The following is a 22,014-nucleotide window of genomic DNA, read 5'->3' on the forward strand; positions in this document are numbered from 1 at the left end:
GGTGATTAACATGAATGGGCGCGCGCAGGATACGCAGCAAGCAATCGAACGACACAGCCAGGAACTCATCAGTAACATCAGAAAACGCATCCGCGAGCGCTGGTCGGGGAAGCAGGCGCCGCAACTCGAGCGCTACCTCGATCAGTACTATCATCGCGTCGCGGCTGATGATCTTGCTCAACGGCAGGCCGGGGATCTCTATGGAGCCGCCGTGTCACACTGGAACCTGGCCCGGAAGCGGCGTGCGGGTGCTCCGCGCATTCACGTCTACAATCCGGATCCGGAACAGCACGGCTGGGAATCCACCCATACCGCAGTGCAGATCGTCACCGACGATCTGCCGTTCCTGGTGGACTCGGTGGCCATGGCCCTGAACCGCGCGGGACTCACGATCCATCTCATCATTCATCCGCTGCTCTATGTGACACGGAACAGCCGCGGTGATCTGCAGACCGTCGAGGAGGACGGCAAGGGCAACGGCCATCTTACAGAGGCCTGGATGCACTTCGAGGTCGATCGCCAACCCGACGAAGCCCAGCTCGAAGCCCTGCATGAGGAACTCATCAAGGTGCTGTCCGACTGCCGCACGGTGGTCAACGACTGGCAGCCCATGCGGCAGATGATGGCAGACGTGGTGGCGACGCTCGCCACAGTGCCGAGGAAACATGTGGACGCCGCCGAAAGGGACGAGGCCGTCGCCTTTCTCGAGTGGCTCATCGACAACCATTTCACGTTCCTCGGCTATCGCAGATACCAGCTCAAGCGTGAAAAGCGACGCCATGTGCTGCAACCCGTCGAGGATTCGGCGCAGGGTATTCTGCGGCATGTCAGCACCGCCCGCAGTTCCCACAGTTTCAATGCCCTACCCGAGGCGGTGCGGGCCATGGCCGAGGATCCGAACCCCCTGGTCCTGACCAAGTCCAATCGCCGGGCCACGGTGCACCGCAATACCTACATGGATTATGTGGGAATCAAGGAATTCGACAGCCGCGGCAAGGTGATCGGCGAACATCGCTTTCTCGGCCTCTATACCTCGGCGGCCTACCATCGTGCACCACAGAGCATTCCGCTCCTGCGACGCAAGGTATCCCAGGTCCTGGAACGTGCGGCACTGCCCCACCCGAGCCACGACAGCAAGGCCCTGATCAATATTCTCGAGAACTATCCCCGGGACGAACTGTTCCAGGTCAGCCCCGACACACTGTTTCGCATCGCCATGGGTATCCTGCAATTGCAGGATCGCCAGCGGGTCCGCCTGTTCGTCCGCAACGACACCTATCTACGCTTCGTCTCATGCCTGGTCTTTGCCCCGCGAGACCGCTACGACAGCGACGTCCGCCGGGCCATGCAGGCGATACTGCTGGATGTGTTCCAGGCTCGCCAGTGCGAATTCCAGGTCAACCTGTCGGAAGCGGTTCTGGCCCGTATCCACTTCATCATCCACGTCGATGATCATCAGATTCCCGATGTCGACCGCAATGATCTGGAACAACGACTGGCCGCCTGCGTTCACGACTGGCGGGACGATCTCAGCGACGCCCTGCTCAACTACTACGGTGAAGCCCGGGGCAACCGTCTTTACAGCGCCTATTGTGACGCCTTCAGTGCCGCCTACCGGGAGGACACCCAGCCACGGGCAGCGGCCCATGACGTGGAGCGGCTCGAACACCTGGGCGAGCAGCGGGATCTCGAAATTGTCCTGTACCGGCCACTGGAGGCCGAGCCATCAATGATGCGGCTGCGCCTTTACCATCGCGGCGGCCCCATCACCCTGTCCGATGCCCTGCCACTGCTGGAGAACATGGGCGTGCGGGTCCTGGATGAGCGCCCCTACGCGGTCCATGCCGGAGAGCGCGAAACCGCCTTCATTCACGATTTCGGGCTGCAGCACGATGGTCAGCAGGAACTGGACATCGACCAGGTGCGCAAGCTGTTCGAGGACTGCTTCGACGCAGCCTGGCACGAGCGCATCGAAAACGACGGCTTCAACCGCCTGGTACTGGCAGCGCGCCTGGACTGGCGGGAAATCGTGATCCTCCGGGCCTACAGCAAGTACCTGCGACAAGCCGGAACATCATTCAGCCAGGCGTACATGGAGGAGACGCTGGTCGACAATCCGCGTATCTCCCGCCTGCTGGTGCGATTGTTCCACAACCGCTTTGATCCGGAGCGGGAGGACGCCAAGCGCGTCAAGCGCCTGGCCGAACAGATCGAACTTGCGCTGAACGATGTGCCGAGCCTGGACCAGGACCGCATCCTGCGCCGGCTGCTTGCAGGCATGCTGGGCACCCTGCGGACCAACTACTACCAGGTAGACGACGCCGGCGACCCCAAGCACTACATCAGCCTGAAGCTCGACCCCCGCAGCATTCCCGAAATCCCGCAGCCGCTGCCGGCCTACGAGATTTTTGTCTACGCGCGGCGCGTCGAGGGCGTGCACCTGCGCGGCGGCAAGGTCGCCCGCGGCGGGTTGCGCTGGTCGGACCGACGGGAGGATTTCCGCACCGAGGTGCTGGGCCTCATGAAGGCACAGACGGTCAAGAATGCCGTCATCGTCCCGGTGGGGGCCAAAGGCGGGTTTGTCTGCAAGATGCTGCCAGAGGAACGCGAAGCGGTGCAGCAGGAGGTCAAGGCCTGCTACCGCACGTTCATCCAGGGCCTGCTGGATATCACCGACAACTACCCCGGCGGTGTCATCAAGCCACCGCCGCGGGTTGTACGCCATGACGAGGACGACCCCTATCTGGTGGTGGCGGCGGACAAGGGCACGGCAACCTTTTCCGACCTGGCGAACAGCATCGCCGAGGAATATGACTTCTGGCTGCATGATGCCTTCGCCAGTGGCGGCTCCAACGGCTACGACCACAAGAAGATGGGAATCACCGCGCGAGGCGGCTGGGAGGCGGTGAAACGACACTTTCGCGAGATGGGGCATGATACCCAGCGTGAGCCGTTCACGGTGGTCGGCGTAGGCGACATGTCCGGCGACGTATTCGGCAACGGCATGCTGCTGTCAGACCAGATCAAGCTGTTGGCGGCCTTCGATCACCGCCATATCTTTATCGATCCCGATCCCGATCCGGCCGCGAGCTTCAAGGAGCGCCAACGCCTGTTTGCGCTGGATCGCTCCACCTGGGAGAGCTACGACAGCAAGCTGATCTCCAAGGGCGGTGGGGTATTCCCACGCACGGCCAAATCGATTCCATTGACCGCCCAGATGCAAGCGGTGCTGGGTACGGACGCCAAGCAGCTGACCCCCAACGAACTGATCCAGGTGATCCTCAAGGCGCCGGTAGACCTGCTCTGGAACGGCGGCATCGGAACCTACGTCAAGGCCAGTAACGAGACCCATCTGCAGGTCGGCGACCGGGCCAACGACGCCGTGCGCGTCGACGCTGCGGAACTGCGTTGCAAGGTCATCGGTGAGGGCGGCAATCTCGGTCTGACCCAGCTCGGGCGTATCGAATACTCTCTGAACGGTGGCCGCATCAACACGGATGCCATCGACAACGCTGGCGGCGTGGACTGCTCGGACCACGAGGTGAACATCAAGATCCTGCTCAACGCGGTGATGGATCGTGGCGAGCTGACCCAGCGTCAGCGCAATCGCATGCTCTCGCAGATGACCGAGCGGGTCGCTGAACTGGTGCTGGCCGGCAACTATCGACAGACCGAGGCGCTCTCGCTCATGCAGAGCCGGGAGGTCGGTCTGCTCAACCCGCGGATGCGCATGATCCGCCAGCTGGAGCGGCAAGGACAGCTCAACCGCCGCCTGGAAGGCCTACCCAGCGAGCAGCAAATCGTGGAGCGCAGCCCGTCCGGGCACGGCCTCACCCGACCTGAGTCCGCGGTGCTGCTGGCCTACGCCAAGCTGACCATCTACGACACACTGCTGGACGGAGGCTTGCCCGACGATCCCGATCTGCAGGATGTTCTGTTCGACTATTTCCCGGCACCCCTGCCGGAGAAGTTCCGTGACGACATCAGGGAACATCGCCTGCGCCGCGAGATTATCGCCACCCAGGTGACCAACGAAATACTCAACCGCACGGGAGCGACGTACTTTTTCCGGATGCATGAGGCCAGTGGCAGCGAAACCGAGCAAGTGGCGCGTGCATTTCTCGCGGTACGCCGGATTCTGGGCCTCGACGAGGTCTGGGCCGGCATCGATGCACTGGATAACCAGGTGCATGCAACCCTGTTGATGGAGCTGCGGCGGGACATCCTCGACGTGGTTGAGGACGCGGTTCTTGCGCTACTTCGGGATGCACCGCCGGCACTCGCCATCAACGCGACCGCGGAGCGTCTACGCGCCTCGGTGGGGCAGATGTCCGATCAACTGGAGCAACTCCTGACCGAAACTGATCTCGAGAATATCAGGCTCCGGGTGGAACATTACGTCCAGGGCGGTGTGCCGGAGCAACTGGCTGCAGCGGTCTGTCGCATGGGCACGCTGACCTCAGTGCTGGATGTCAGCCCGGTGGCCGAGGAAGCCGGCATGCCCCTGGATCTGGCCGTCGGCGTGCATTTCCAGCTGGCGGATCGACTGGCGCTACGCTGGCTCGGTCAGGCCATCGATCAGATGCCCACCGCCGATGCCTGGCAAGAGCGCTGCCGCATGGGGCTGCGGGATGACAGCGCCCGACAGCATCGCATGCTGACCTCGGTGGCGCTGCGGCGGGCCAACGGCAAGAGCACGGCGGATCATCTGGTTGCGAGCTGGGCGGACGAAAACGAACGACTGATGATCCGTCTGTCGGAAACCATCGACCAGTTGCAAGCCCAGGGACAGCCCGACGTTCCCATGCTGACCGTCGCCATGCAGGAGCTGAAGAACCTGGTCACCGCTTCTGGAAGCCGTGCTGCATGAGCAAGCCCGTCGAGCTGCATTACCGCGAACAGGGCAGTGGTACGCCGCTGCTTATTCTCCACGGCCTGTTCGGCTCCAGTGCCAACTGGGGCCGTCTCGCAACCCGGCTTGCGGAGGACTATCGGGTTATCGTCGCCGACCTGCGGAATCACGGACGATCACCCCATGACGCCGACATGAGCTACCCGGACCTGGCAGCGGACGTCGACGCCCTGATGGACCGGCTCGACGTGTCGTCAGCCACGGTTCTGGGTCACAGCATGGGCGGCAAGACGGCCATGACCCTGGCGCTGCAGCAACCGGATCGTATCGAGCGGCTGATCATCGCCGACATCGCCCCCGTGCCCTATCACGGCGACAGTCACGAGGGATTGATCGATGCATTATCGGGTCTTGATCTTGCCAGCATCGGCTCAAGACGGGACGCATTCGATGCGCTGGAGCCGGCAATTCCCGAGGCCGGAGTCCGGCAGTTCCTGTTGACCAATCTGGAGCAGGGGCCTGACGGCTGGAGCTGGCGGGTACCCCTGCAATACCTGAGGGACAATCTGGCGGTGGTGCGGGACTTCCCCGATTTCACGTCAAGCTTCGGGCAACCCACCTTGTTCCTGCATGGCGGAGATTCCGATTACGTATTGCCGGAGCATCATTCCGCAATACGAAAACTCTTTCCAAAAAGCACGATAGTAGGTTTGAAGGGCTGCGGCCATTGGCTTCATGTGGACGACCCGGACGGCTTCCATGCTGCAGTGAAGCAATTTCTGATCAAACGAGAGACCTGAATGCCCTCTCGTCGCTCAAGGGTCGAGAAATGGAATCAACATGCTAAAATTTGGAATTGTCACCTCGCAGGACGCGTTTCCGGCTGGCTTTCGATGGTCGCGCCCGCGCGACATCCTCGCCCGAAGGTCGGCCTGACATCAGGGGCACGACAGCGTTTCGACCGTCGCCACCCCCGGCAAGGCTAAAAAACACCGATTATTGCGGAGAGAGGCATGTCCGAAGAACTTCGAGAAAGTGCGTTGGAATACCACCGCCTGCCGACCCCCGGCAAGCTCACCATCACCCCGACCAAACCCCTGGCAACGCAACGCGACCTGGCGCTGGCCTATTCACCCGGCGTCGCCTACGCCTGCGAGGCAATCGCCGCGGATCCCGCCGAGGCCGCCAACCTCACTACCAGGGGTAATCTGGTGGCGGTGATCACCAATGGAACGGCCGTGCTGGGCCTGGGCGCAATCGGCCCACTGGCAGCAAAGCCGGTCATGGAAGGCAAGGGTGTGCTGTTCAAGAAGTTCTCCGGGATCGACGTCTTCGACATCGAGATCGATGAGCGGGATCCGGACAAACTGGTGGAGATCATCGCCAGCCTGGAGCCGACGTTTGGCGGCGTGAACCTGGAAGACATCAAGGCCCCCGAGTGCTTCATCGTGGAGGAGAAGTTGCGGGAGCGGATGAACATCCCCGTCTTCCACGATGACCAGCACGGCACCGCCATCACCACTGCCGCGGCCATTCGCAACGGTCTGCGCGTGGTCGGCAAGGACATCGGCGACGTGACGCTGGTTTGCTCCGGTGCCGGCGCCGCGGCCATCGCCTGCCTCGACCTGCTGGTGGGCCTGGGCATGAAGCGCGAACACATCATGGTGCTCGACTCCAAGGGCGTGATCCACACCGGCCGCGACAAGCTCGACCACCGCAAGGCCGGCTATGCCCGCGATACCGAGGCACGCTCCCTGGATGACGCCATGGAGGATGCCGACATCTTCCTCGGCCTGTCCGGACCGGGCATTCTCAAGCCCGCCATGGTCAAGAAAATGGCCGCCAGGCCGCTGATACTGGCCCTGGCCAACCCCAACCCGGAAATCCTACCCGAAGATGCCCAGGCCGTGCGTCCGGACGCGGTGATCGCAACCGGCCGGTCCGACTATCCGAACCAGGTCAACAACGTGTTGTGCTTCCCGTTCATCTTCCGCGGTGCGCTGGATGTGGGCGCCACCACCATCAACGACGAGATGAAACTGGCATGCGTCGAAGCCATCGCCGGCCTCGCCATGCAGGAATCCTCCGATGTGGTGGTTGCCGCCTATGGCGGGAAACCCCTGCAGTTTGGCCCGGATTACCTCATCCCCAAACCCTTCGACCCGCGGTTGATCTCGCGGATCGCTCCTGCGGTGGCCAAGGCCGCCATGGACAGCGGGGTAGCCACACGGCCCATCGAGGATTTCAACGCCTACCGCTTGCGTCTGAACCAGTTCGTGTTCCAGTCCGGCCTGGTGATGAAGCCCATCTTCGAACAGGCCCGCAGCAACCCGAAGCGCGTGGTCTACGCCGAAGGCGAGCAGGAGCGCGTCTTGCGCGCCGTGCAGGCGATCGTGGACGACGGTCTGGCCAAGCCCGTTCTTATCGGCCGGCGCAAGGTGCTGGAGATGCGCGTCGAGCGCCTGGGTCTGCGACTCAGGCCCGATGAAGACTTCGAGATCTGCGACCCGGAGGACGATCCGCGGTATCGCGAATACTGGACCCTGTACCACTCACTGATGGAACGCCGCGGGATCACCCCCGACCAGGCCCGCAACATCGTGCGCACTCGTAATACGGTCATCGCCGCACTGATGGTGTATCGGGGAGAAGCCGACGCCATGCTCTGCGGTATCGACGGGCGCTACACCCGCCAACTGGCGCATATCGAGTCGGTACTCGGGAAACGACCAGGCGTTCGCAACCTCGCAGCCATGAGCGCGCTGATCGTGCCCAAGGGCACGTTCTTCCTCTGCGACACCTATGTGAACCAGTCCCCGACGGCGCAACAGATCGCCGAGATGACCATACTCGCGGCGGATGAAGTGCGCCGCTTCGGCCTGACACCTAGGGTGGCCCTGCTGTCCCACTCCAGCTTTGGCTCGTCGGACTCCGAATCGGCCACCAAGATGCGAGAGGCTCTGAAGCTCATCGAGGCCCGCGATCCCTCCCTGGAAGTGGAGGGCGAAATGCATGGTGACGCCGCGCTGTCCGAGGAAATCCGCAACCGGATCTTCCCCAACGCACGCTTCAAGGGCCGGGCAAATCTGCTGATTCTGCCAACGCTGGACGCCTCGAATATCGCCTTCAATCTGCTCAAGGTGATGAACGAGGGCGTTTCCGTGGGGCCGATCCTGCTCGGCACCAACAAGCCCGCCCATATCCTGACGCCGTCCGTGACCACCCGTGGCCTGATCAACATGACGGCCCTGTCCGCCGTCGAGGCGGCCATCCAGGATGAATCGCAGGAAGAAGAGGAAAACGGCTGAGCCAGCAGCGCCGGCCGTTCACCGAAACCAAGATCAACAGAGGTCGATACATGTCGCACGCAATCATGATCCACGAGACCGGCGCCGCCGAGTGCATGCGCTGGGAGGCGGTGCAAGTGGGCAGCCCCGGTCAGGGCGAGGTCCGTATCCGCCATACGGCCATCGGGCTCAACTATATCGACGTCTATTTCCGCACCGGGCAGTACAAGGCGCCGCAAATGCCTTTCACCCCGGGCATGGAAGCCGCCGGCATCGTCGAGGAACTGGGCGCGGGCGTCACCGACCTGAAGGTGGGCGATCGGGTGGCCTACGCGACCCCACCGCCGGGCTCCTACTGCGAAGAGCGGGTGATGTCGGCCGACCGACTGGTGCGCGTCCCCGACGGCATATCCGATGACACTGCCGCCGCCATGATGTTGAAGGGCATGACCGTCTGGTACTTGCTGCATCGCAGCTATGCGGTCAAGGCCGGTGATACCGTTTTGATCCACGCGGCGGCCGGCGGGGTCGGGCTGATCGCCTGTCAGTGGGCGAATCATCTTGGCGCGACGGTCATCGGAACGGTGGGCAGCGACGCCAAGGCCGAACTGGCGCGCACCCACGGCTGCCATCACGCCATCAACTACAACACCGAGGACTTTGTCGAACGGGTGAAGGAAATCACCGGCGGCAAGGGCGTGCCCGTTGTCTACGACTCGGTGGGCAAAACCACCTTCATGAAGTCGCTGGATTGCCTGCAGCTGCGAGGCACGATGGTGAATTTCGGTCAGTCATCCGGCGCGATGGAGCCGCTGGACGTGGGTATTCTGGCCGCGAAGGGTTCGCTGTACGTACAACGTCCGACGCTGTTCCACCACATCGCCACCCGGGAAGACCTGGAAGCAGGTGCGGGCAGCCTGATGGACCTGGTGGGCCGTGGCATCATCCGCATCGATATCGGCCAGCGCTTCGCCCTGCGTGAGGCAGTGGAAGCCCATCGCAGTCTGGAAGCCCGGAAGACCACGGGATCCACCGTTCTCGTCCCCTGACCGGAGACCGCGTCTGGCCCCTACGCCTGCTGGGCCAGACGCGGTGTCTCCAGGTCCTGCATGTGGTGCTTGGCCAGTTCGTCCAGCCCCATGGGTGACTGGAAACGGGCATCCTGCTCCAGCGCCAGCCGATACTGATGGGCCGCCTTGTCGTTCTCCCCGGTTTGTTCCAGCATCCGCGCCAGCAGGTAGCACGCCTCGGGTTGCGAGGCCCGGGTGACAGCCTTCTCGAGATAATTGCGCGCCCTCGACCAGTGCCCCGCCACCAGGCTCAGGCGGGCCGCCGCCAGCAATAGCTCGGCATCATCCGGCCGCTCACGGAGCCAACCCTCGGCCGCGGCCAGGGCTGTCTGTGGATTGGCCATGCGCAGGTTGCCGAAGCGCCTGACATACTGCGGCTCCCAGTGTTTGCGCAGAACCGTCCGCAACAACTTCTCCGCTTCGGCATCGCCATCATCATGCAAGAGGCGGCCATCGATGTAGGCAAGCCGCACCGGGTCCATCTGGGTGGAAGCACGTGGCAGGCGCGCCCAGGCCCGTGCCAGAGGGTCCAACCCCTGACGGCTTGCCTGCTTCAGGTAGCCCGCTGCGGCCAGGGCCTCCAGCTCTTCGGCACGACCCGGGTCCATCGGCGCATGGCGGCGGAGTTGCGGCAGCAGATCCAGCAGCCGCTCCCATTCTTCAAGTTTGCGACACACTAGCGCCAGCAGCTCCAGCACCCGCGCCTGCCTGGGCCATCGGTCATGGAGCAGGTTGAGGGTTGCAAAGGCGGTTTCCCACTGTTCGTCTTCCACGTACAACTGCGCCTGCACCAGCCCCACCGCAAGGCGGGCGTCGGGCGATGCCTGATCGGCCAGGGCCAGGTAGTGGTCACGCCGGTTCTCGGCTCCCATCCGGTGGGATGCCCAGGCGGCACTCAGGTAGTGCAGCAAGGGCGTCTCGCTATGCTGGACAGTTTTCAGCATATCCCGCTCGGCACTGTTGAAGTCGCCCTCGGCGAGCTTTTGGAGACCACGAAGCATGCGGCCCCTGGAGCGCTCGATCCGACGGCTGCGCAACCAACCGCGGACACCGCGCGGCGCCCGGGCAACGCCAAATACCATCCGCAACACCAGCCAGGTGGCTAGCATGAAAAGAATCAGTGCGCCAATGGCCATGAACAGGCTGGCCTGGACGCTGGTGCCACCGACATGCACCAGCACGTAGCCGCCGTTCTCCTGGAACCAGAGCGCAGCAAGAACACTGAGCAGCAGGGCCGCTAGCAGGATGAGGAGCTTTTTCATGCGTCCTCCCCGCCGGCGGCATCACCCAGAAGGTCATCCAGATCGGGCAGGGATGGGGCAATGGTCCGCTCCCGCAATTCCCGCATGCGGGACACGGCCTGGCGGACGGCATCGCTGTCGCGGAAGTACTGTTCCGTCCAACGCTCCGCCTGCTCGAGACTGCTGCGATAGCTTTCCTCGTCGCGCTCCAGCAAGGCCAGTCGTGCCGTCAGGAGCTGGATGCGGATATGCTCCCGCAGGAACCATTCCTCATCGGGCGACAGCAGCGCTGGCGGCGCATCCTCACGGCGGACCACCACCAGGCTGGACAGGCTCGCCTTCACCTGCTGCCAGGCGCGGGCGCCAGCCTCCTGCAGGCCAGCCAATGAGCCCAGGTCTGCGTCGCGATCACCTTCGATGGGCCGGGCCTCCAGGCGTTGGGTCAATTCGGCGACAGGCCAGTCGTCCACCCCCCGTATGAGTCTGTGCAGTTCCGCCGACAACTCGCCCCGGTCCACCCGAGGAACATCCACCAGTGCCTCGATGGCGGCGCGTACGTCGCGGCGTCGATCGGCACCATCGCCCCCCAGCTCGCCGAGCAGGGCATCGGCGTTGCGCAGCGCGGCAAGAGCCCCCTGCACGTCCTGATGATAAACAGCCCGGCTGCGCGCCACCCGGAACAGGTAGTCGGCTTCAGACTGAATCCAGTCGGAACGCTGCGACCCCGCCAGGGTTTCCAGGCGTTCCATCTGCTCCCGGGCGCGGCTCTGGGTCTCCCGCAGTTGCGCCACGGCCTCTTCGGCACCAGCCAGATGCTGTATGTGCGCCTGGTGCTCCGCCGCCAGATTATCCACCCGCCCAGCGAGCCGCTCGGCACGGGAAACCGCGCTATCCCGTAGCTCGGCCAGATCGTTGGCGCTGGCGCGGTCCTCAAGGCCGACCATCAGCGCTTCCTGTCGGTCGTACAACCACCAACCGCCGCCAGCGCCGAAGACGATAATGAAAAACAGCAGAATCAGGATCAGGGTGGGTCGATTATCCCTGGCCGGTTTCTCTTCCGGAGGCGGCTCCTCCGGCGGTTCGCCACCGTCACCACCATCCTGGTCGGATGTTGCCGGCAGGCTTTCCGCGTCGCCGGTCTCGACCTGATCGGGCTGCTCGATGTTCTCGGTGTCCTGATGACCTTCCCCACCCTGTTCCGGCCGCTCATACTGGTCCGACGCCGCTTCTGATTCTGTGTTGCGCTTGTCGTCCGTCATGGAAGACCCCGTTTGTTGCCGCTGATCCCGCCAGCGTCTGATCCCCTCGATCAGGCCTCCGTCACTGGCCTCGGGTGCCACGCAAATGCCGCCGTGGAAACCCCGAACCCGCGCAGCGGTCGCCACCCGACCACTGACCGTGACCAAACCGATCGACAGCAACTCCGCCCGGCCTTCCTCACCGGCCAGGGCAAGCAGGTTTTCCAGTGCCTCGACACTGGTCACTACCGTTACGTCGAGCTCCTTCTCCAGCAAGGCCTCTGTCAGGGCAAGCGCGTCCGCCTGAGGCCGCACCCGCCGGTAGACTGCCAGGCTGTCCACCTCGGCACCCCGCTCCCGCAAGGTGTCGGCCAGCAGCTCCCGGCCACCGACGCCCCCTATCAGCATAGTCCGCTGGCCGCGAACGCGATGTAGCCGCGGATGGGCCAGCAGGCCTTCGCTGGTGTAGGGCCCATCAGGACAGACTGCCACGTTAACGCCCTGCTTCTCCAGCGCTTCTGCCGTCGCGCGGCCGATCGCAGCGACTTCTACGGGCTGCGGGTCAGGCCAGGCAAGCCCCGCGATCTGCAGTGCCTGCATGGCGCAGTGAACGGCATTGGGACTGGTGAAAACCAGGAGATCCTGTTGCAGCAGGCGGCCGATGGCCGTCTGCACCCCCTCGCTCTCGGCAAGGGATTCGATGGCCAGCACGGGAAAGCGCATCGGCTTGACCCCGGTGGCCTCCAGTTTCTCGCAGAGCGACTCCGCCTGGTGCGCAGGGCGGGTCACCAGCACCCGGAGGCCTTCCAACGAGACCACAGCAGTCACTGATCCGTCTCCGCCAGCAGGGCCGCGAGGATGTCGCGGCCGCCGCGATCGAGGAGATCCTGGCCAAGGCGGGCACCAAGCGCGTCCACATCCGCCCGCAGCCCCCGGATCTCGCCACGCACCATGCGCTTTCCGTCGGGCGAGCCCACCAGGCCCCGCAACAGCACTTCACCGCCGTGCAATTCCGCATAGGCACCAATGGGCACCTGACAGCTGCCCTCCAGCTGACGATTCAGGGCGCGTTCCGCCGCTACGCGAACGTGGCTGTCAGCATGGTCCAGCGGCTCGATCAGCGCCTCGATGACGCTGTCACCCACGCGACACTGAATGCCAAGCGCCCCCTGGCCTACCGCCGGCAAGCTCTCTTCCGGCGGCATGCGATGGGTGATGCGATCCGCCATTCCCAGGCGCTTGAGCCCGGAGGCGGCGAGTATGATGGCGTCGAATTCGCCCTCATCGAGCTTTCGCAGTCGCGTGTTGACGCTGCCGCGCAGGGTCTCCACCAGCAGATCCGGTCGCCGCGCCCGCACCTGACACTGCCGTCGCAGGCTGGCAGTCCCGAGCCTTGCTCCCTGGGGCAGGTCATCCAGCGTCGCGTAGCGCTTGGACACAAAGGCGTCGCAGGGATCATCGCGCTCCGGTACCACCGGCACATGCAATCTGGGCGTGACCTCGGCAGGAATGTCCTTCATGGAATGCACCGCGATGTCGGCGCGACCGTCCAGAAGGCCTTCCTCCAGCTCCTTCAGGAACAGGCCCTTGCCACCGATCTTGGCCAGCGGGGCGTCCAGTATCCGATCGCCGCGGGTGCTCATCCGCACCAGTTCAACCTGCAGCCCCGGGTGATGGGCCTGCAATTGCTCGGCGACGTATTCCGCCTGCCAGACGGCGAGAGGCGACTTGCGGGTGGCAATGCGTAGAGGCTTATCCAACATAGTGCGAGGGTTTCCGCTGTTCTTGTTTAAAGATGTGTTCGATGCGGCCCGGCCGGCAATCAGCCGCGGCCGGCCCGCTCCCGCAAGAGCCGGCGCAGATCCGCAACGTGCCGGCGACTGACTTCCAGACGCTCCTCCAGACCTCGAAGGATAGCGTAGCGACGACCGTCCATGTCCTTTTCCAGGCCTGTGAGTCGATCAAGTGCCACCAGTGCGTTGCGATGCACACGCACGAAATAGGCAGGAAAGCGTTCCTCCAGCGTGCGCAGCGAGTCCTCTATCAGGTCCTCGCCATCGGCATGGCGTACGGTGACATACTTGTGTTCGGCCTGCAGATAGTAGACCTGCTGCAGTGGGATCAGCTCCAGGTTACCGCGGCGCCGACACAGCAGGTGCGTCTGATCTCCACTGTGCGCGTCGGCCTCGACACGCTGTAGCGCGTCCAGCTGCGCCCGGTTCAGTTGCTGCGCCCGCTGCAGGGCCTGCTGCAAACGGGCCAGGCGCACGGGCTTGACCAGATAATCAGCCCCACGGGCGTCAAAGGCCTCCAGGGCGTGCTCGCCGAATGCAGTCACGAAGATCACCGCCGGTGGCGCTTCCTGCATGCCGATCTTCGAGGCCGCCGCCAGGCCGTCCATGCCCGGCATGCGAATGTCCATCAGCACGACATCGGGACGATGGCGCTCTGCCAGCGCCACGGCCTCCTCGCCGTTACGGGCTCCACCCACCACCTGGTGCTCACCCAGGTCAGAAATCAGCTGCGCGAGTCGCTCCCGCGCCGGGGCCTCGTCGTCGACGATTAGCACCCTCATGCCTCGGCCGCCTGATAGGGAAACGACATGGTCAGGGTGTAGTCGCCATCCAACTCTCCGATGTTGAAATCAACCGCACCAGTGAAGGCCAGTCGCAGTCGTTCCTCCACATTTCTCTGCGCCATTCCCATGCCTCCGCTGCGCATCCCGCTGCCGCGGGGGTTGCGTATCTGCACCCAGACACGCCGCCCCTGCCGGCCACCAAGAATACTGACGGTACCCCCCGCCGTGTTGGGTTCGATGCCATGATAAATCGCATTTTCCAGCAGGGGTTGCAATGTCAGCGGCGGCAGGCGGGCGTCCCGTGGCAAGGCGTCCACGGCCCAGTCCACCTTGAGCCGATCCCCCAGCCGCAGGCGCTCGAGCCGCAGGTAGTCGGTCACCAGTTCGAGTTCGCGGGCCATGGTGGTGAAGCCACCCCGCGCCTCCAGACCGGCCCGGAACAAGGCCGCCAGATCCTCAACTGCGGCCTCCGCCTCGGCGGGACGCGAACGGATCATGGCCACGATGGTGTTGAGGCTGTTGAACAGGAAATGGGGGCGAATGCGTGCCTGCAGCGCTTCGATACGTGCCGCTGACTCGGCTTCGAGCCGGCTGCGCCAGGCGTGCTGTACATAGAAGTAGCGCAGCACCAGGGTCACGATGATGGCGGCCATCGCCAGCGCCCGGCCCTGGAAAGCCAGGTGCTCGGCGCTGAAATTGCGCCCACCGCCAACGGCCTGCCAGGCGGCCTCGGTGACCATGGCCGTCACCAGCAGGATCACGCCACCGGCGCACAGCGAGGCGGTGAACACGGTCAGGCGCCGCAGCCAGGGCCGCAGCAGGCACAGCAACACCGAACTGGCCAGCGCCACCCACTGCAGGTAAAGCGAATACAGGCTCAACGCGGCCCAACGATCCGTGCCCACGGGCTGTGCCAGTACCAGCAGGAACACCAGCAGCTGTACGATGACAACAACGCCGAACAGGGTACGAATGCGGCAGAATTCCGGCAGGAAAAAGCCGCTATTGTCGTTATTCATGGATCGCCCGCGTTCCCCCCGCACTGCGTGCCATTCAGTGTGCGGTGTCGGCAGCGCCGCAGCAAGACGGGGGAAGGTCGGGAAGGGGCGCCGATCCTTCGGTATACTCCCGGGCTCGCCAATACTTGCAGACGGATGACGATGAGCGACGACACCAAGACCAGCCAGCAGTTGTGGACGGGCCGCTTCACGGAGGCGACTGACCGCTTCGTCGAGGCCTTTACCGCGTCCGAGCACTTTGACCGCCGTCTCTACCGGCAGGACATTCGCGGTTCCATTGCCCATGCCCGCATGCTCACCGCCTGCGGTGTGCTGACGGAAGCCGAGCGCGACGCTATCGTCCGTGGCCTGGGGGAGATTCAGGCAGAAATCGAGCAGGGCGCATTCGAGTGGTCACCGGCACTTGAAGATGTGCACATGAACATCGAAAAGCGCCTCACGGACCGAATTGGCGACGCCGGCAAAAAACTGCACACCGGGCGTTCCCGCAATGATCAGGTGGCCACCGACATCCGCCTTTACCTGCGCGAGGCGATCGTGGAGATCCGCGCCGAGCTGCTGCGCTTTCAACAGGGTCTGGTGGATCTGGCCGATCGCGAGGCGGACACCATCATGCCCGGCTTCACCCACCTGCAGGTGGCACAGCCGGTGAGCTTCGGCCACCACATGCTGGCCTGGTACGAGATGCTGGTGCGTGATCAGGGACGGTTCGAGGATTGCGCGGCGCGGCTCAACGTCATGCCCCTGGGTTCCGCCGCGCTGGCGGGCACCAGCTTTCCCATCGACCGTGCAATGACCTGCGCCGAACTCGGCTTCGATCGCCCCAGCGACAACTCGCTGGATGCGGTTTCGGATCGCGACTTCGCCATGGAGTTTGCCGCGGCCAGCTCGATCCTGCTGACCCATTTGTCGCGGATGGCCGAGGAGATGATTCTCTGGGCCTCGCCCATGTTCGACTTCATCGACCTGCCAGACCGCTTCTGTACGGGTTCCAGCATCATGCCGCAGAAAAAGAACCCGGACGTGGCCGAGATCGTCCGCGGCAAGACGGCCCGGGTACACGGCCACCTGGTGGGCCTGCTCACCCTGATGAAAGGTCAGCCGCTGGCCTACAACCGGGATAACCAGGAGGACAAGGAGCCCCTGTTTGATACCGTGGATACGGTTCGCGACTGCCTGCGCGCCTTCGCCGACATGGTGCCGGCCATTCACACCCGGCCGGAGAGCATGAAAGCCGCCGCCCGCAAGGGTTTCGCCACGGCCACGGATCTGGCGGACTACCTGGTGCGCAAGGGCGTGCCGTTTCGCGATGCCCACGCCATCGTCGGTGCCGCGGTGCGCCATGGAGTGGAGACGGGTCGCGATCTGGCGGACATGGAGCTTGAGACGCTGCGCGGCTTCTCCAACACCATCGAGGCTGATGTCTTCGAGGTGCTGACCCTTGAGGGCTCACTGGCGGCGCGTGACCATCACGGCGGCACCGCGCCCAATCAGGTGCGCCAGCAGGTGCAGAAGGCCCGGAAACGTTTGGCAGAGACGCCTGCCGAAGGGCGATCGTAGCCGAACACCCATCATTGCGGTGCCCTGTGGCGGGTGCGTCGGTCGGGGACCGTCAGCGACAGGGACGTCGCTGTCGAGCCTACAGGGACGTATTCACGGCGTGTCCCTGACCGACGCACCCGCCACAGGGCCCTCGCCGCAAGCCCGCCACATTCTTAACGTGTCGTCGAGCGCTGTCATCATCTGCGCCGGAGGACCAGCCGTGCAATCGGATCGCGGGGCCATCACCGGGGAACGCCGGTTGCGTACGCCTCTCCGGGACACGCCGTAAACCCATCCATGGGGGCTCGACAGCGACATCCCTGTCGCTGACGGTCCCGAAGAGGCGCACACAACCAGCGTTTGGGGCAACGGCCTTGGAGTGCGGATTTCGGCGCTGGGGGGCACTCAGAGATCCGTATCAATCCGTCAGGACAGTCTGCAGCCAGCGGCTGATGGCCTCGATTTCCTCGAAACAGACCTGATGCACCATGGAATACTCATGCCACTCGACACGGTACCCGTGCTGCTCGAGAGTCTGCTGGCTGTTGCGTCCCAGACTGATATCCAGCACCGGATCCATCTGGCCATGGGCCAGAAACACCGGTGTCTCGGCGTTGGCCTCATGGCGCTCCGCCGCGAAGCGATCCGCCAGCGGCAGATAGGTGGACAAGCCCATGATGCCGGCCAGCCGCTGTGGGTAGCGCAGACCCGTGTGCAAGGCGATGGCCCCACCCTGGGAAAAGCCCGCAAGCACCAGTCGCTCCGGCGGCACACCACGCTCGCCTTCCCGCTCGATCAACTGATGGATCTGCGCCGCAGACGCGGCGATACCCTCTGCATCCTGCGGAGCACCGCCGCCCAGGGTGACAATGTCGTACCAGGCGCGCATGGCCATACCGCCGTTCAGGGTGACCGGCCGCACCGGCGCATGGGGAAAGATGAAGCGGATGGCTGGATCGTTAGGCAGGCGCAGTTCCGGCACAATAGGCTCGAAATCGTGGCCGTCGGCCCCCAGGCCGTGCATCCAGATCACGCTGTAGCGGGCCTGATCGCCCCCACCAACCTCCACCGTTGGCAATAATTCGTCACTCATTCCCGGCTCCCCGTTTGCTTGCCATGGTCGGGCGCGCTGCGGAGCGCCCGCTGGATCGGTATACTACCGCCCATGCCGGTTTCTTGCGCGGCCCGCGAGGTGAATCGCTTGCGAAAATCCTGCTTGATTGGCGTTCTGCTCTTGGTGGTGGTGCTGCTCGGCGGTTGCGGCCAGAAAGGCGACCTTTTTCTGCCTGATGACCAGTCCGAGAACGCATCCTGACACGTAACCGTCTTCCAGGGAGTCCGGATGGAAGCCTTCAATTACCGCGGCGGCACGCTCTACGCCGAGGATGTCGCCTTGTCCGATATCGCCGCAGAACACGGTACCCCGGCCTATGTCTACAGCCGCGCAGCCATCGAACAGGCCTGGCGCGACTTCGACCATGCCTTCGCTGACCTGCCACACCAGGTCTGCTACGCGGTAAAGGCCAACTCCAGCCTGGCAGTGCTCAATTTGCTGGCCCGTCTCGGCTCCGGTTTCGACATCGTCTCCGGGGGCGAGCTTGAGCGCGTGCTACGCGCCGGCGGCGACCCGAGCCGAATCGTCTTCTCCGGGGTGGCGAAGACCAGACGGGAAATCGCCGACGCCATCAACAAGGGGATCGGCTGCTTCAACGTGGAGTCCTTGCCGGAACTGGAGCGCATCCAGTACATCGCGTCCCGGCTCGATGCCCGGGCGCCGGTATCGCTGCGGGTCAATCCCGACGTGGACGCCGATACACATCCCTACATCTCCACCGGGCTGAAAGAGAACAAGTTCGGCATCCCACTGGATGAGGCCGAGGCGCTGTACCGGCGCCGTGCCGATTTCCCGGCACTGGACTTCGTCGGCGTGGATTACCACATCGGCTCGCAGCTGACCCGCCTCGACCCCTTCATTGACGCCCTCGACCGGGTTCTCGCCATGGTGGACCGCCTGGCCGAGGACGGCCTGCGGCTCAGGCATCTGGATATCGGCGGTGGGCTGGGGGTGCGCTATCGCGACGAGACGCCGCCGGCACCGGACGCCTATGCCGCTGCGCTGTTGCCGCGCTTGCGCGGCCGCGAACTGGACATCTACATGGAACCCGGTCGCGCCATCGTCGCCAATGCCGGTGTCATGCTGACCCGGGTGGAGTACCTCAAGGCGACGCCGGAAAAGCACTTCGCCCTGGTGGATGGCGCCATGAACGATCTGCTGCGTCCGGCGCTCTACGGGGCCTGGCAAGCCATCGACCCGGTCACGCCGAGGGATGGCGCCCCGACTAACTGGGACGTGGTAGGTCCGGTGTGCGAAACCGCGGACTTTCTCGGCAAGGACCGTTCACTGACGCTGGAACCGGGGGATCTCCTGGCGGTTCGCTCCGCCGGCGCCTACGGTTTCGTCATGGCCAGCAACTACAACACCCGGCCTCGGCCACCGGAGCTCATGGTAGACGGTGATCAGGTACACCTGATCCGCCGCCGCGAAACCGTCGACGATCTACTCACCGGCGAACGGCTGCTGGAGGATTGATGCGCTTTACCAAGATGCAGGGCCTGGGCAATGATTTCGTCGTCATCGACGGCATCCGCCAGCGGGTCGCCCTGGACACAGCCATGATTCGCCGCCTTGCCGACCGGCGCTACGGGGTGGGCTGCGACCAGGTACTGGTGGCGGAGTCGCCCACCCATCCGGAGATGGACGTCCGTTATCGGATATTCAACGCCGACGGTACCGAGGTGGAGCACTGTGGCAACGGTGTCCGCTGTCTCGCCCTGTTCCTGCACGACGAGGGGCTGGTGGAAGGCCGGGAGTTCGCCATACAGACCGACGCGGAGCCCGCCGTGGTGCGGCTGCTGGACGACGGCCAGGTCACGGTGAACATGGGCGCACCGCGCCTGGAACCGGCCGAGATCCCGTTCCAGGCGGCTGCCCGGCAAACCCTTTATCCGCTGGACGTCGATGGAGAAACCCTGCAGATCGCAGCGGTGTCCATGGGCAACCCCCATGCCGTGCTGCAGGTGGAGGATGTGGATACAGCGCCGGTGGAGCGCCTCGGGCCACTGATCGAACAGCACAGCGCTTTTCCAAAGCGCGTCAATGCGGGCTTCATGCAGGTCGTGGACCGCGGCCATCTGCGCCTGCGGGTATTCGAGCGCGGCGTGGGCGAGACCCGTGCCTGCGGCACAGGGGCCTGTGCCGCCATGGTTGCCGGTCGGGTGCAGGGTCTGCTGGACGACGAAGCGGAAGTGGCGCTGACAGGCGGCAAGCTCCGTCTGCGCTGGGCCGGTGAGGGCGAACCGGTGTGGATGACGGGTCCCGCTGTGGCCGTTTTCCAGGGTGAATGGCCCGGGTCGTGACGGCCCGCCAACGGTTCGATAGACTGCCCAGGGGATTGGCGTTTTTGCGTCACACCGGGCAAAGGCCACCCCCGGGGGGAACCCACAGGTGAGCATTCAGCAGAAAACCGGCCTGGAAGAGCAGATACCGGAACAATCGGTGGCCGACTACCTTGAGCGCCACCCCGACTTCTTTCGCCGCCATCCGGAACTGACGGAACGCTTGCGACTGCCCCACGAATGCGGTGACGCGGTCTCCCTGGTGCAGTATCAGGTCCGCCTGCTGCGGGATCAGCACCGGCGGCTGGAGCGACGGCTGGAAGACCTGGTGCAGGTCGCGCGGGACAACGATCGACTGGCCGATCGCCTGCAGCGCCTCACCCTGGAATTGATGGACGCCCGGGACCTGGACAGCACGCTCGACACCGTCGCCGACGGTCTTCGCCTGCACTTCGGCGCGGATTTCGTCGCCATGCGACTGCGGGCCCAGGGCTACGGCGGCGACCGGGCCGAGTTCCGCAACCCCAATGACCCGGGCTTCTCCCTGTTCCGGGAAGTCTTCCGGGCACAGCGGCCGCGCTGTGGCCATTTCCATGACAACCAGCGCAGTTTCCTGTTCGGCGACAGCGGTACCCGCGTGCAGTCCATGGCCGTGGTCCCTCTCCAGCACGACGGGGTCACCGGGCTGCTGGCCATCGGCAGCCTGGATGCCGAGCGCTACCACAGCAGCCAGGGGACGGTCTTCCTGCGGCAACTGGGCGATCTCACCAGCCATGCGGTGGCGGCCCGGCTGTGACCGCAGGGCCGGACACGAACTGGCTGTCACGTTTTGACCGTCATCTGGGCAGCGAACGGCGCCTGGCCGACACCACACGTTTACACTACGCCCGGGAACTTCACGCACTGCGGGACTGGTGTCTGGCGGAATCCCTGACCGACTGGTCCGCTATCGACAGCCATGCCCTGCGCCGCTTTATCGGCCAGGGCCATCGCCGGGGGCTCTCCGGGCGCTCCCTGCAGCGGCGCCTGTCCGCCATCCGCAGTTTCTTCCGCTTTCTGGTCCGCGAGGGCGCCTTGCAGGCCAATCCGGCGGACGGGCTTTCCGCTCCGCGATCACCATCGCGCCTGCCGGCCACCCTGGACGTGGACGCCGTGAGCCATCTGCTGGACGCGCCGAGCGACGAAGACGACAGCCTGACTGTGCGGGATCTCGCCCTGTTCGAACTGGTGTATTCATCCGGGCTGCGGCTTGCCGAGACGGTGGGCCTGGATCTTTCCGACCTGTCGCTGGAACAGGCGCTGGTGCGGGTGACCGGCAAAGGGTCGAAGACACGCATCGTGCCTGTGGGCCGCAAAGCCGTGGATCGGCTCCGTGATTGGCTATCACACCGCGACAGTCTGGCGGCGGGGGGTGAGCAGGCCGTGTTCGTCACCCGTAGCGGCGGCCGCCTGTCCCCGCGCAGCGTGCAGCAGCGCCTGCGACGCCGTGCGAGCAGCGCCGGCCTGGCAGTCGGCGTCCACCCCCATATGCTGCGACATGCCTTTGCCACGCACATGCTGGAGTCCAGCGGCGACCTGCGGGCTCTACAGGAATTGCTTGGGCATGCCGATATCGGCACCACCCAGATCTATACGCACCTGGACTTCCAGCATCTGGCCCAGGTCTACGACGCAGCCCACCCCCGCGCCAGAAAAAAACGCTGATCCTGTCATCGCCGCGTTGAAAGTCGCCGCCATTCACCCCATAACTGCGAATTGCAGTCTCAGTCACGCAAACCAACGACTCATCGC

Annotated in this window: 16 protein-coding genes; 10 read left to right on the forward strand and 6 right to left on the reverse strand. The window is 64.4% G+C overall.

Annotated features, from left to right (window positions below):
• Positions 1-10 precede the first annotated feature (10 nt).
• The 4 genes from J2T57_RS02080 to J2T57_RS02095 all read left to right on the forward strand — a co-directional run bounded on the left by J2T57_RS02080 (position 11) and on the right by J2T57_RS02095 (position 9,188).
• Positions 11-4,870, forward strand: coding sequence for an NAD-glutamate dehydrogenase (locus tag J2T57_RS02080; protein WP_253473488.1), 4,860 nt, complete (start codon positions 11-13; stop codon positions 4,868-4,870).
• Positions 4,867-5,652 (forward strand): alpha/beta fold hydrolase, encoded by a 786-nt coding sequence (locus J2T57_RS02085; protein ID WP_253473491.1) that lies wholly within the window; start codon positions 4,867-4,869, stop codon positions 5,650-5,652. Before J2T57_RS02080 ends, J2T57_RS02085 begins: the two co-directional genes overlap by 4 nt.
• A gap of 213 nt (positions 5,653-5,865) precedes the next feature.
• On the forward strand, positions 5,866-8,160 hold the full coding sequence (locus J2T57_RS02090; protein ID WP_253473494.1) for an NADP-dependent malic enzyme: 2,295 nt from the start codon (positions 5,866-5,868) through the stop codon (positions 8,158-8,160).
• Positions 8,161-8,210: 50 nt separating this feature from the next.
• Positions 8,211-9,188: a quinone oxidoreductase family protein gene (locus J2T57_RS02095; protein ID WP_253473497.1), complete on the forward strand. Its 978-nt coding sequence runs from the start codon at positions 8,211-8,213 to the stop codon at positions 9,186-9,188.
• A gap of 20 nt (positions 9,189-9,208) precedes the next feature.
• On the opposite strand, the gene J2T57_RS02100 is transcribed toward J2T57_RS02095, so the two are convergent.
• From J2T57_RS02100 to J2T57_RS02120, 5 genes are read right to left on the reverse strand one after another with little or no spacing between them, the layout of a single operon-like run.
• The gene (locus J2T57_RS02100) at positions 9,209-10,471 is read right to left on the reverse strand and encodes a heme biosynthesis HemY N-terminal domain-containing protein (RefSeq protein ID WP_253473500.1); all 1,263 of its coding nucleotides are present in this window, start codon (positions 10,469-10,471) and stop codon (positions 9,209-9,211) included.
• The gene (locus J2T57_RS02105; protein ID WP_253473503.1) at positions 10,468-12,516 is read right to left on the reverse strand and encodes a uroporphyrinogen-III C-methyltransferase; all 2,049 of its coding nucleotides are present in this window, start codon (positions 12,514-12,516) and stop codon (positions 10,468-10,470) included. Before J2T57_RS02105 ends, J2T57_RS02100 begins: the two co-directional genes overlap by 4 nt.
• Positions 12,513-13,451 carry a hydroxymethylbilane synthase gene (gene hemC, locus J2T57_RS02110; protein WP_253473505.1) on the reverse strand — a complete coding sequence of 313 codons (939 nt, stop codon included), beginning with the start codon at positions 13,449-13,451 and terminating at the stop codon, positions 12,513-12,515. The genes J2T57_RS02105 and hemC overlap by 4 nt, the downstream gene beginning before the upstream one ends.
• 59 nt (positions 13,452-13,510) lie before the next feature.
• Positions 13,511-14,263 (reverse strand): LytR/AlgR family response regulator transcription factor, encoded by a 753-nt coding sequence (locus J2T57_RS02115; protein WP_253473508.1) that lies wholly within the window; start codon positions 14,261-14,263, stop codon positions 13,511-13,513.
• Positions 14,260-15,285, reverse strand: a complete 1,026-nt coding sequence (locus J2T57_RS02120) for a sensor histidine kinase (protein WP_253473511.1) — start codon at positions 15,283-15,285, stop codon at positions 14,260-14,262. Before J2T57_RS02120 ends, J2T57_RS02115 begins: the two co-directional genes overlap by 4 nt.
• Before the next feature lie 141 nt (positions 15,286-15,426).
• Between J2T57_RS02120 and argH the strand changes: the two genes are divergently transcribed.
• Positions 15,427-16,845: an argininosuccinate lyase gene (gene argH / locus J2T57_RS02125; protein ID WP_253474206.1), complete on the forward strand. Its 1,419-nt coding sequence runs from the start codon at positions 15,427-15,429 to the stop codon at positions 16,843-16,845.
• 400 nt (positions 16,846-17,245) lie between these two features.
• Here argH and J2T57_RS02130 read toward each other — a convergent pair whose 3' ends face one another.
• The gene (locus J2T57_RS02130; RefSeq protein WP_253473514.1) at positions 17,246-17,920 is read right to left on the reverse strand and encodes an alpha/beta hydrolase; all 675 of its coding nucleotides are present in this window, start codon (positions 17,918-17,920) and stop codon (positions 17,246-17,248) included.
• 108 nt (positions 17,921-18,028) lie between these two features.
• On the opposite strand from J2T57_RS02130, the gene lptM reads away from it, so the two are divergent.
• From lptM to xerC, 5 genes are all read left to right on the forward strand, one after another.
• Positions 18,029-18,142 carry an LPS translocon maturation chaperone LptM gene (lptM, locus tag J2T57_RS02135; protein ID WP_436262678.1) on the forward strand — a complete coding sequence of 38 codons (114 nt, stop codon included), beginning with the start codon at positions 18,029-18,031 and terminating at the stop codon, positions 18,140-18,142.
• Between the two features lie 27 nt (positions 18,143-18,169).
• The gene (gene lysA / locus J2T57_RS02140) at positions 18,170-19,417 is read left to right on the forward strand and encodes a diaminopimelate decarboxylase (protein WP_253473520.1); all 1,248 of its coding nucleotides are present in this window, start codon (positions 18,170-18,172) and stop codon (positions 19,415-19,417) included.
• Positions 19,417-20,244: a diaminopimelate epimerase gene (dapF, locus tag J2T57_RS02145; RefSeq protein ID WP_253473523.1), complete on the forward strand. Its 828-nt coding sequence runs from the start codon at positions 19,417-19,419 to the stop codon at positions 20,242-20,244. The genes lysA and dapF overlap by 1 nt, the downstream gene beginning before the upstream one ends.
• An 88-nt stretch (positions 20,245-20,332) precedes the next feature.
• Positions 20,333-21,019: a DUF484 family protein gene (locus J2T57_RS02150; protein WP_253473525.1), complete on the forward strand. Its 687-nt coding sequence runs from the start codon at positions 20,333-20,335 to the stop codon at positions 21,017-21,019.
• The gene (gene xerC / locus J2T57_RS02155) at positions 21,016-21,927 is read left to right on the forward strand and encodes a tyrosine recombinase XerC (protein WP_253473528.1); all 912 of its coding nucleotides are present in this window, start codon (positions 21,016-21,018) and stop codon (positions 21,925-21,927) included. The genes J2T57_RS02150 and xerC overlap by 4 nt, the downstream gene beginning before the upstream one ends.
• The last annotated feature ends 87 nt before the right edge of the window (positions 21,928-22,014 follow it).

This window comes from Natronocella acetinitrilica, from assembly GCF_024170285.1.
GTDB lineage: Bacteria > Pseudomonadota > Gammaproteobacteria > Nitrococcales > Aquisalimonadaceae > Natronocella > Natronocella acetinitrilica.

Excerpts from the sequence above, each read along its gene's own strand:
- J2T57_RS02080 (WP_253473488.1), top strand. The coding sequence starts at position 11 with ATGAATGGGCGCGCGCAGGATACGCAGCAAGCAATCGAACGACACAGC.
- J2T57_RS02085 (WP_253473491.1), top strand. The coding sequence starts at position 4,867 with ATGAGCAAGCCCGTCGAGCTGCATTACCGCGAACAGGGCAGTGGTACG.
- J2T57_RS02090 (WP_253473494.1), top strand. The coding sequence starts at position 5,866 with ATGTCCGAAGAACTTCGAGAAAGTGCGTTGGAATACCACCGCCTGCCG.
- J2T57_RS02095 (WP_253473497.1), top strand. The coding sequence starts at position 8,211 with ATGTCGCACGCAATCATGATCCACGAGACCGGCGCCGCCGAGTGCATG.
- J2T57_RS02100 (WP_253473500.1), bottom strand. The coding sequence starts at position 10,471 with ATGAAAAAGCTCCTCATCCTGCTAGCGGCCCTGCTGCTCAGTGTTCTT.
- hemC (WP_253473505.1), bottom strand. The coding sequence starts at position 13,451 with ATGTTGGATAAGCCTCTACGCATTGCCACCCGCAAGTCGCCTCTCGCC.
- J2T57_RS02115 (WP_253473508.1), bottom strand. The coding sequence starts at position 14,263 with ATGAGGGTGCTAATCGTCGACGACGAGGCCCCGGCGCGGGAGCGACTC.
- J2T57_RS02120 (WP_253473511.1), bottom strand. The coding sequence starts at position 15,285 with ATGAATAACGACAATAGCGGCTTTTTCCTGCCGGAATTCTGCCGCATT.
- argH (WP_253474206.1), top strand. The coding sequence starts at position 15,427 with ATGAGCGACGACACCAAGACCAGCCAGCAGTTGTGGACGGGCCGCTTC.
- J2T57_RS02130 (WP_253473514.1), bottom strand. The coding sequence starts at position 17,920 with ATGAGTGACGAATTATTGCCAACGGTGGAGGTTGGTGGGGGCGATCAG.
- lysA (WP_253473520.1), top strand. The coding sequence starts at position 18,170 with ATGGAAGCCTTCAATTACCGCGGCGGCACGCTCTACGCCGAGGATGTC.
- dapF (WP_253473523.1), top strand. The coding sequence starts at position 19,417 with ATGCGCTTTACCAAGATGCAGGGCCTGGGCAATGATTTCGTCGTCATC.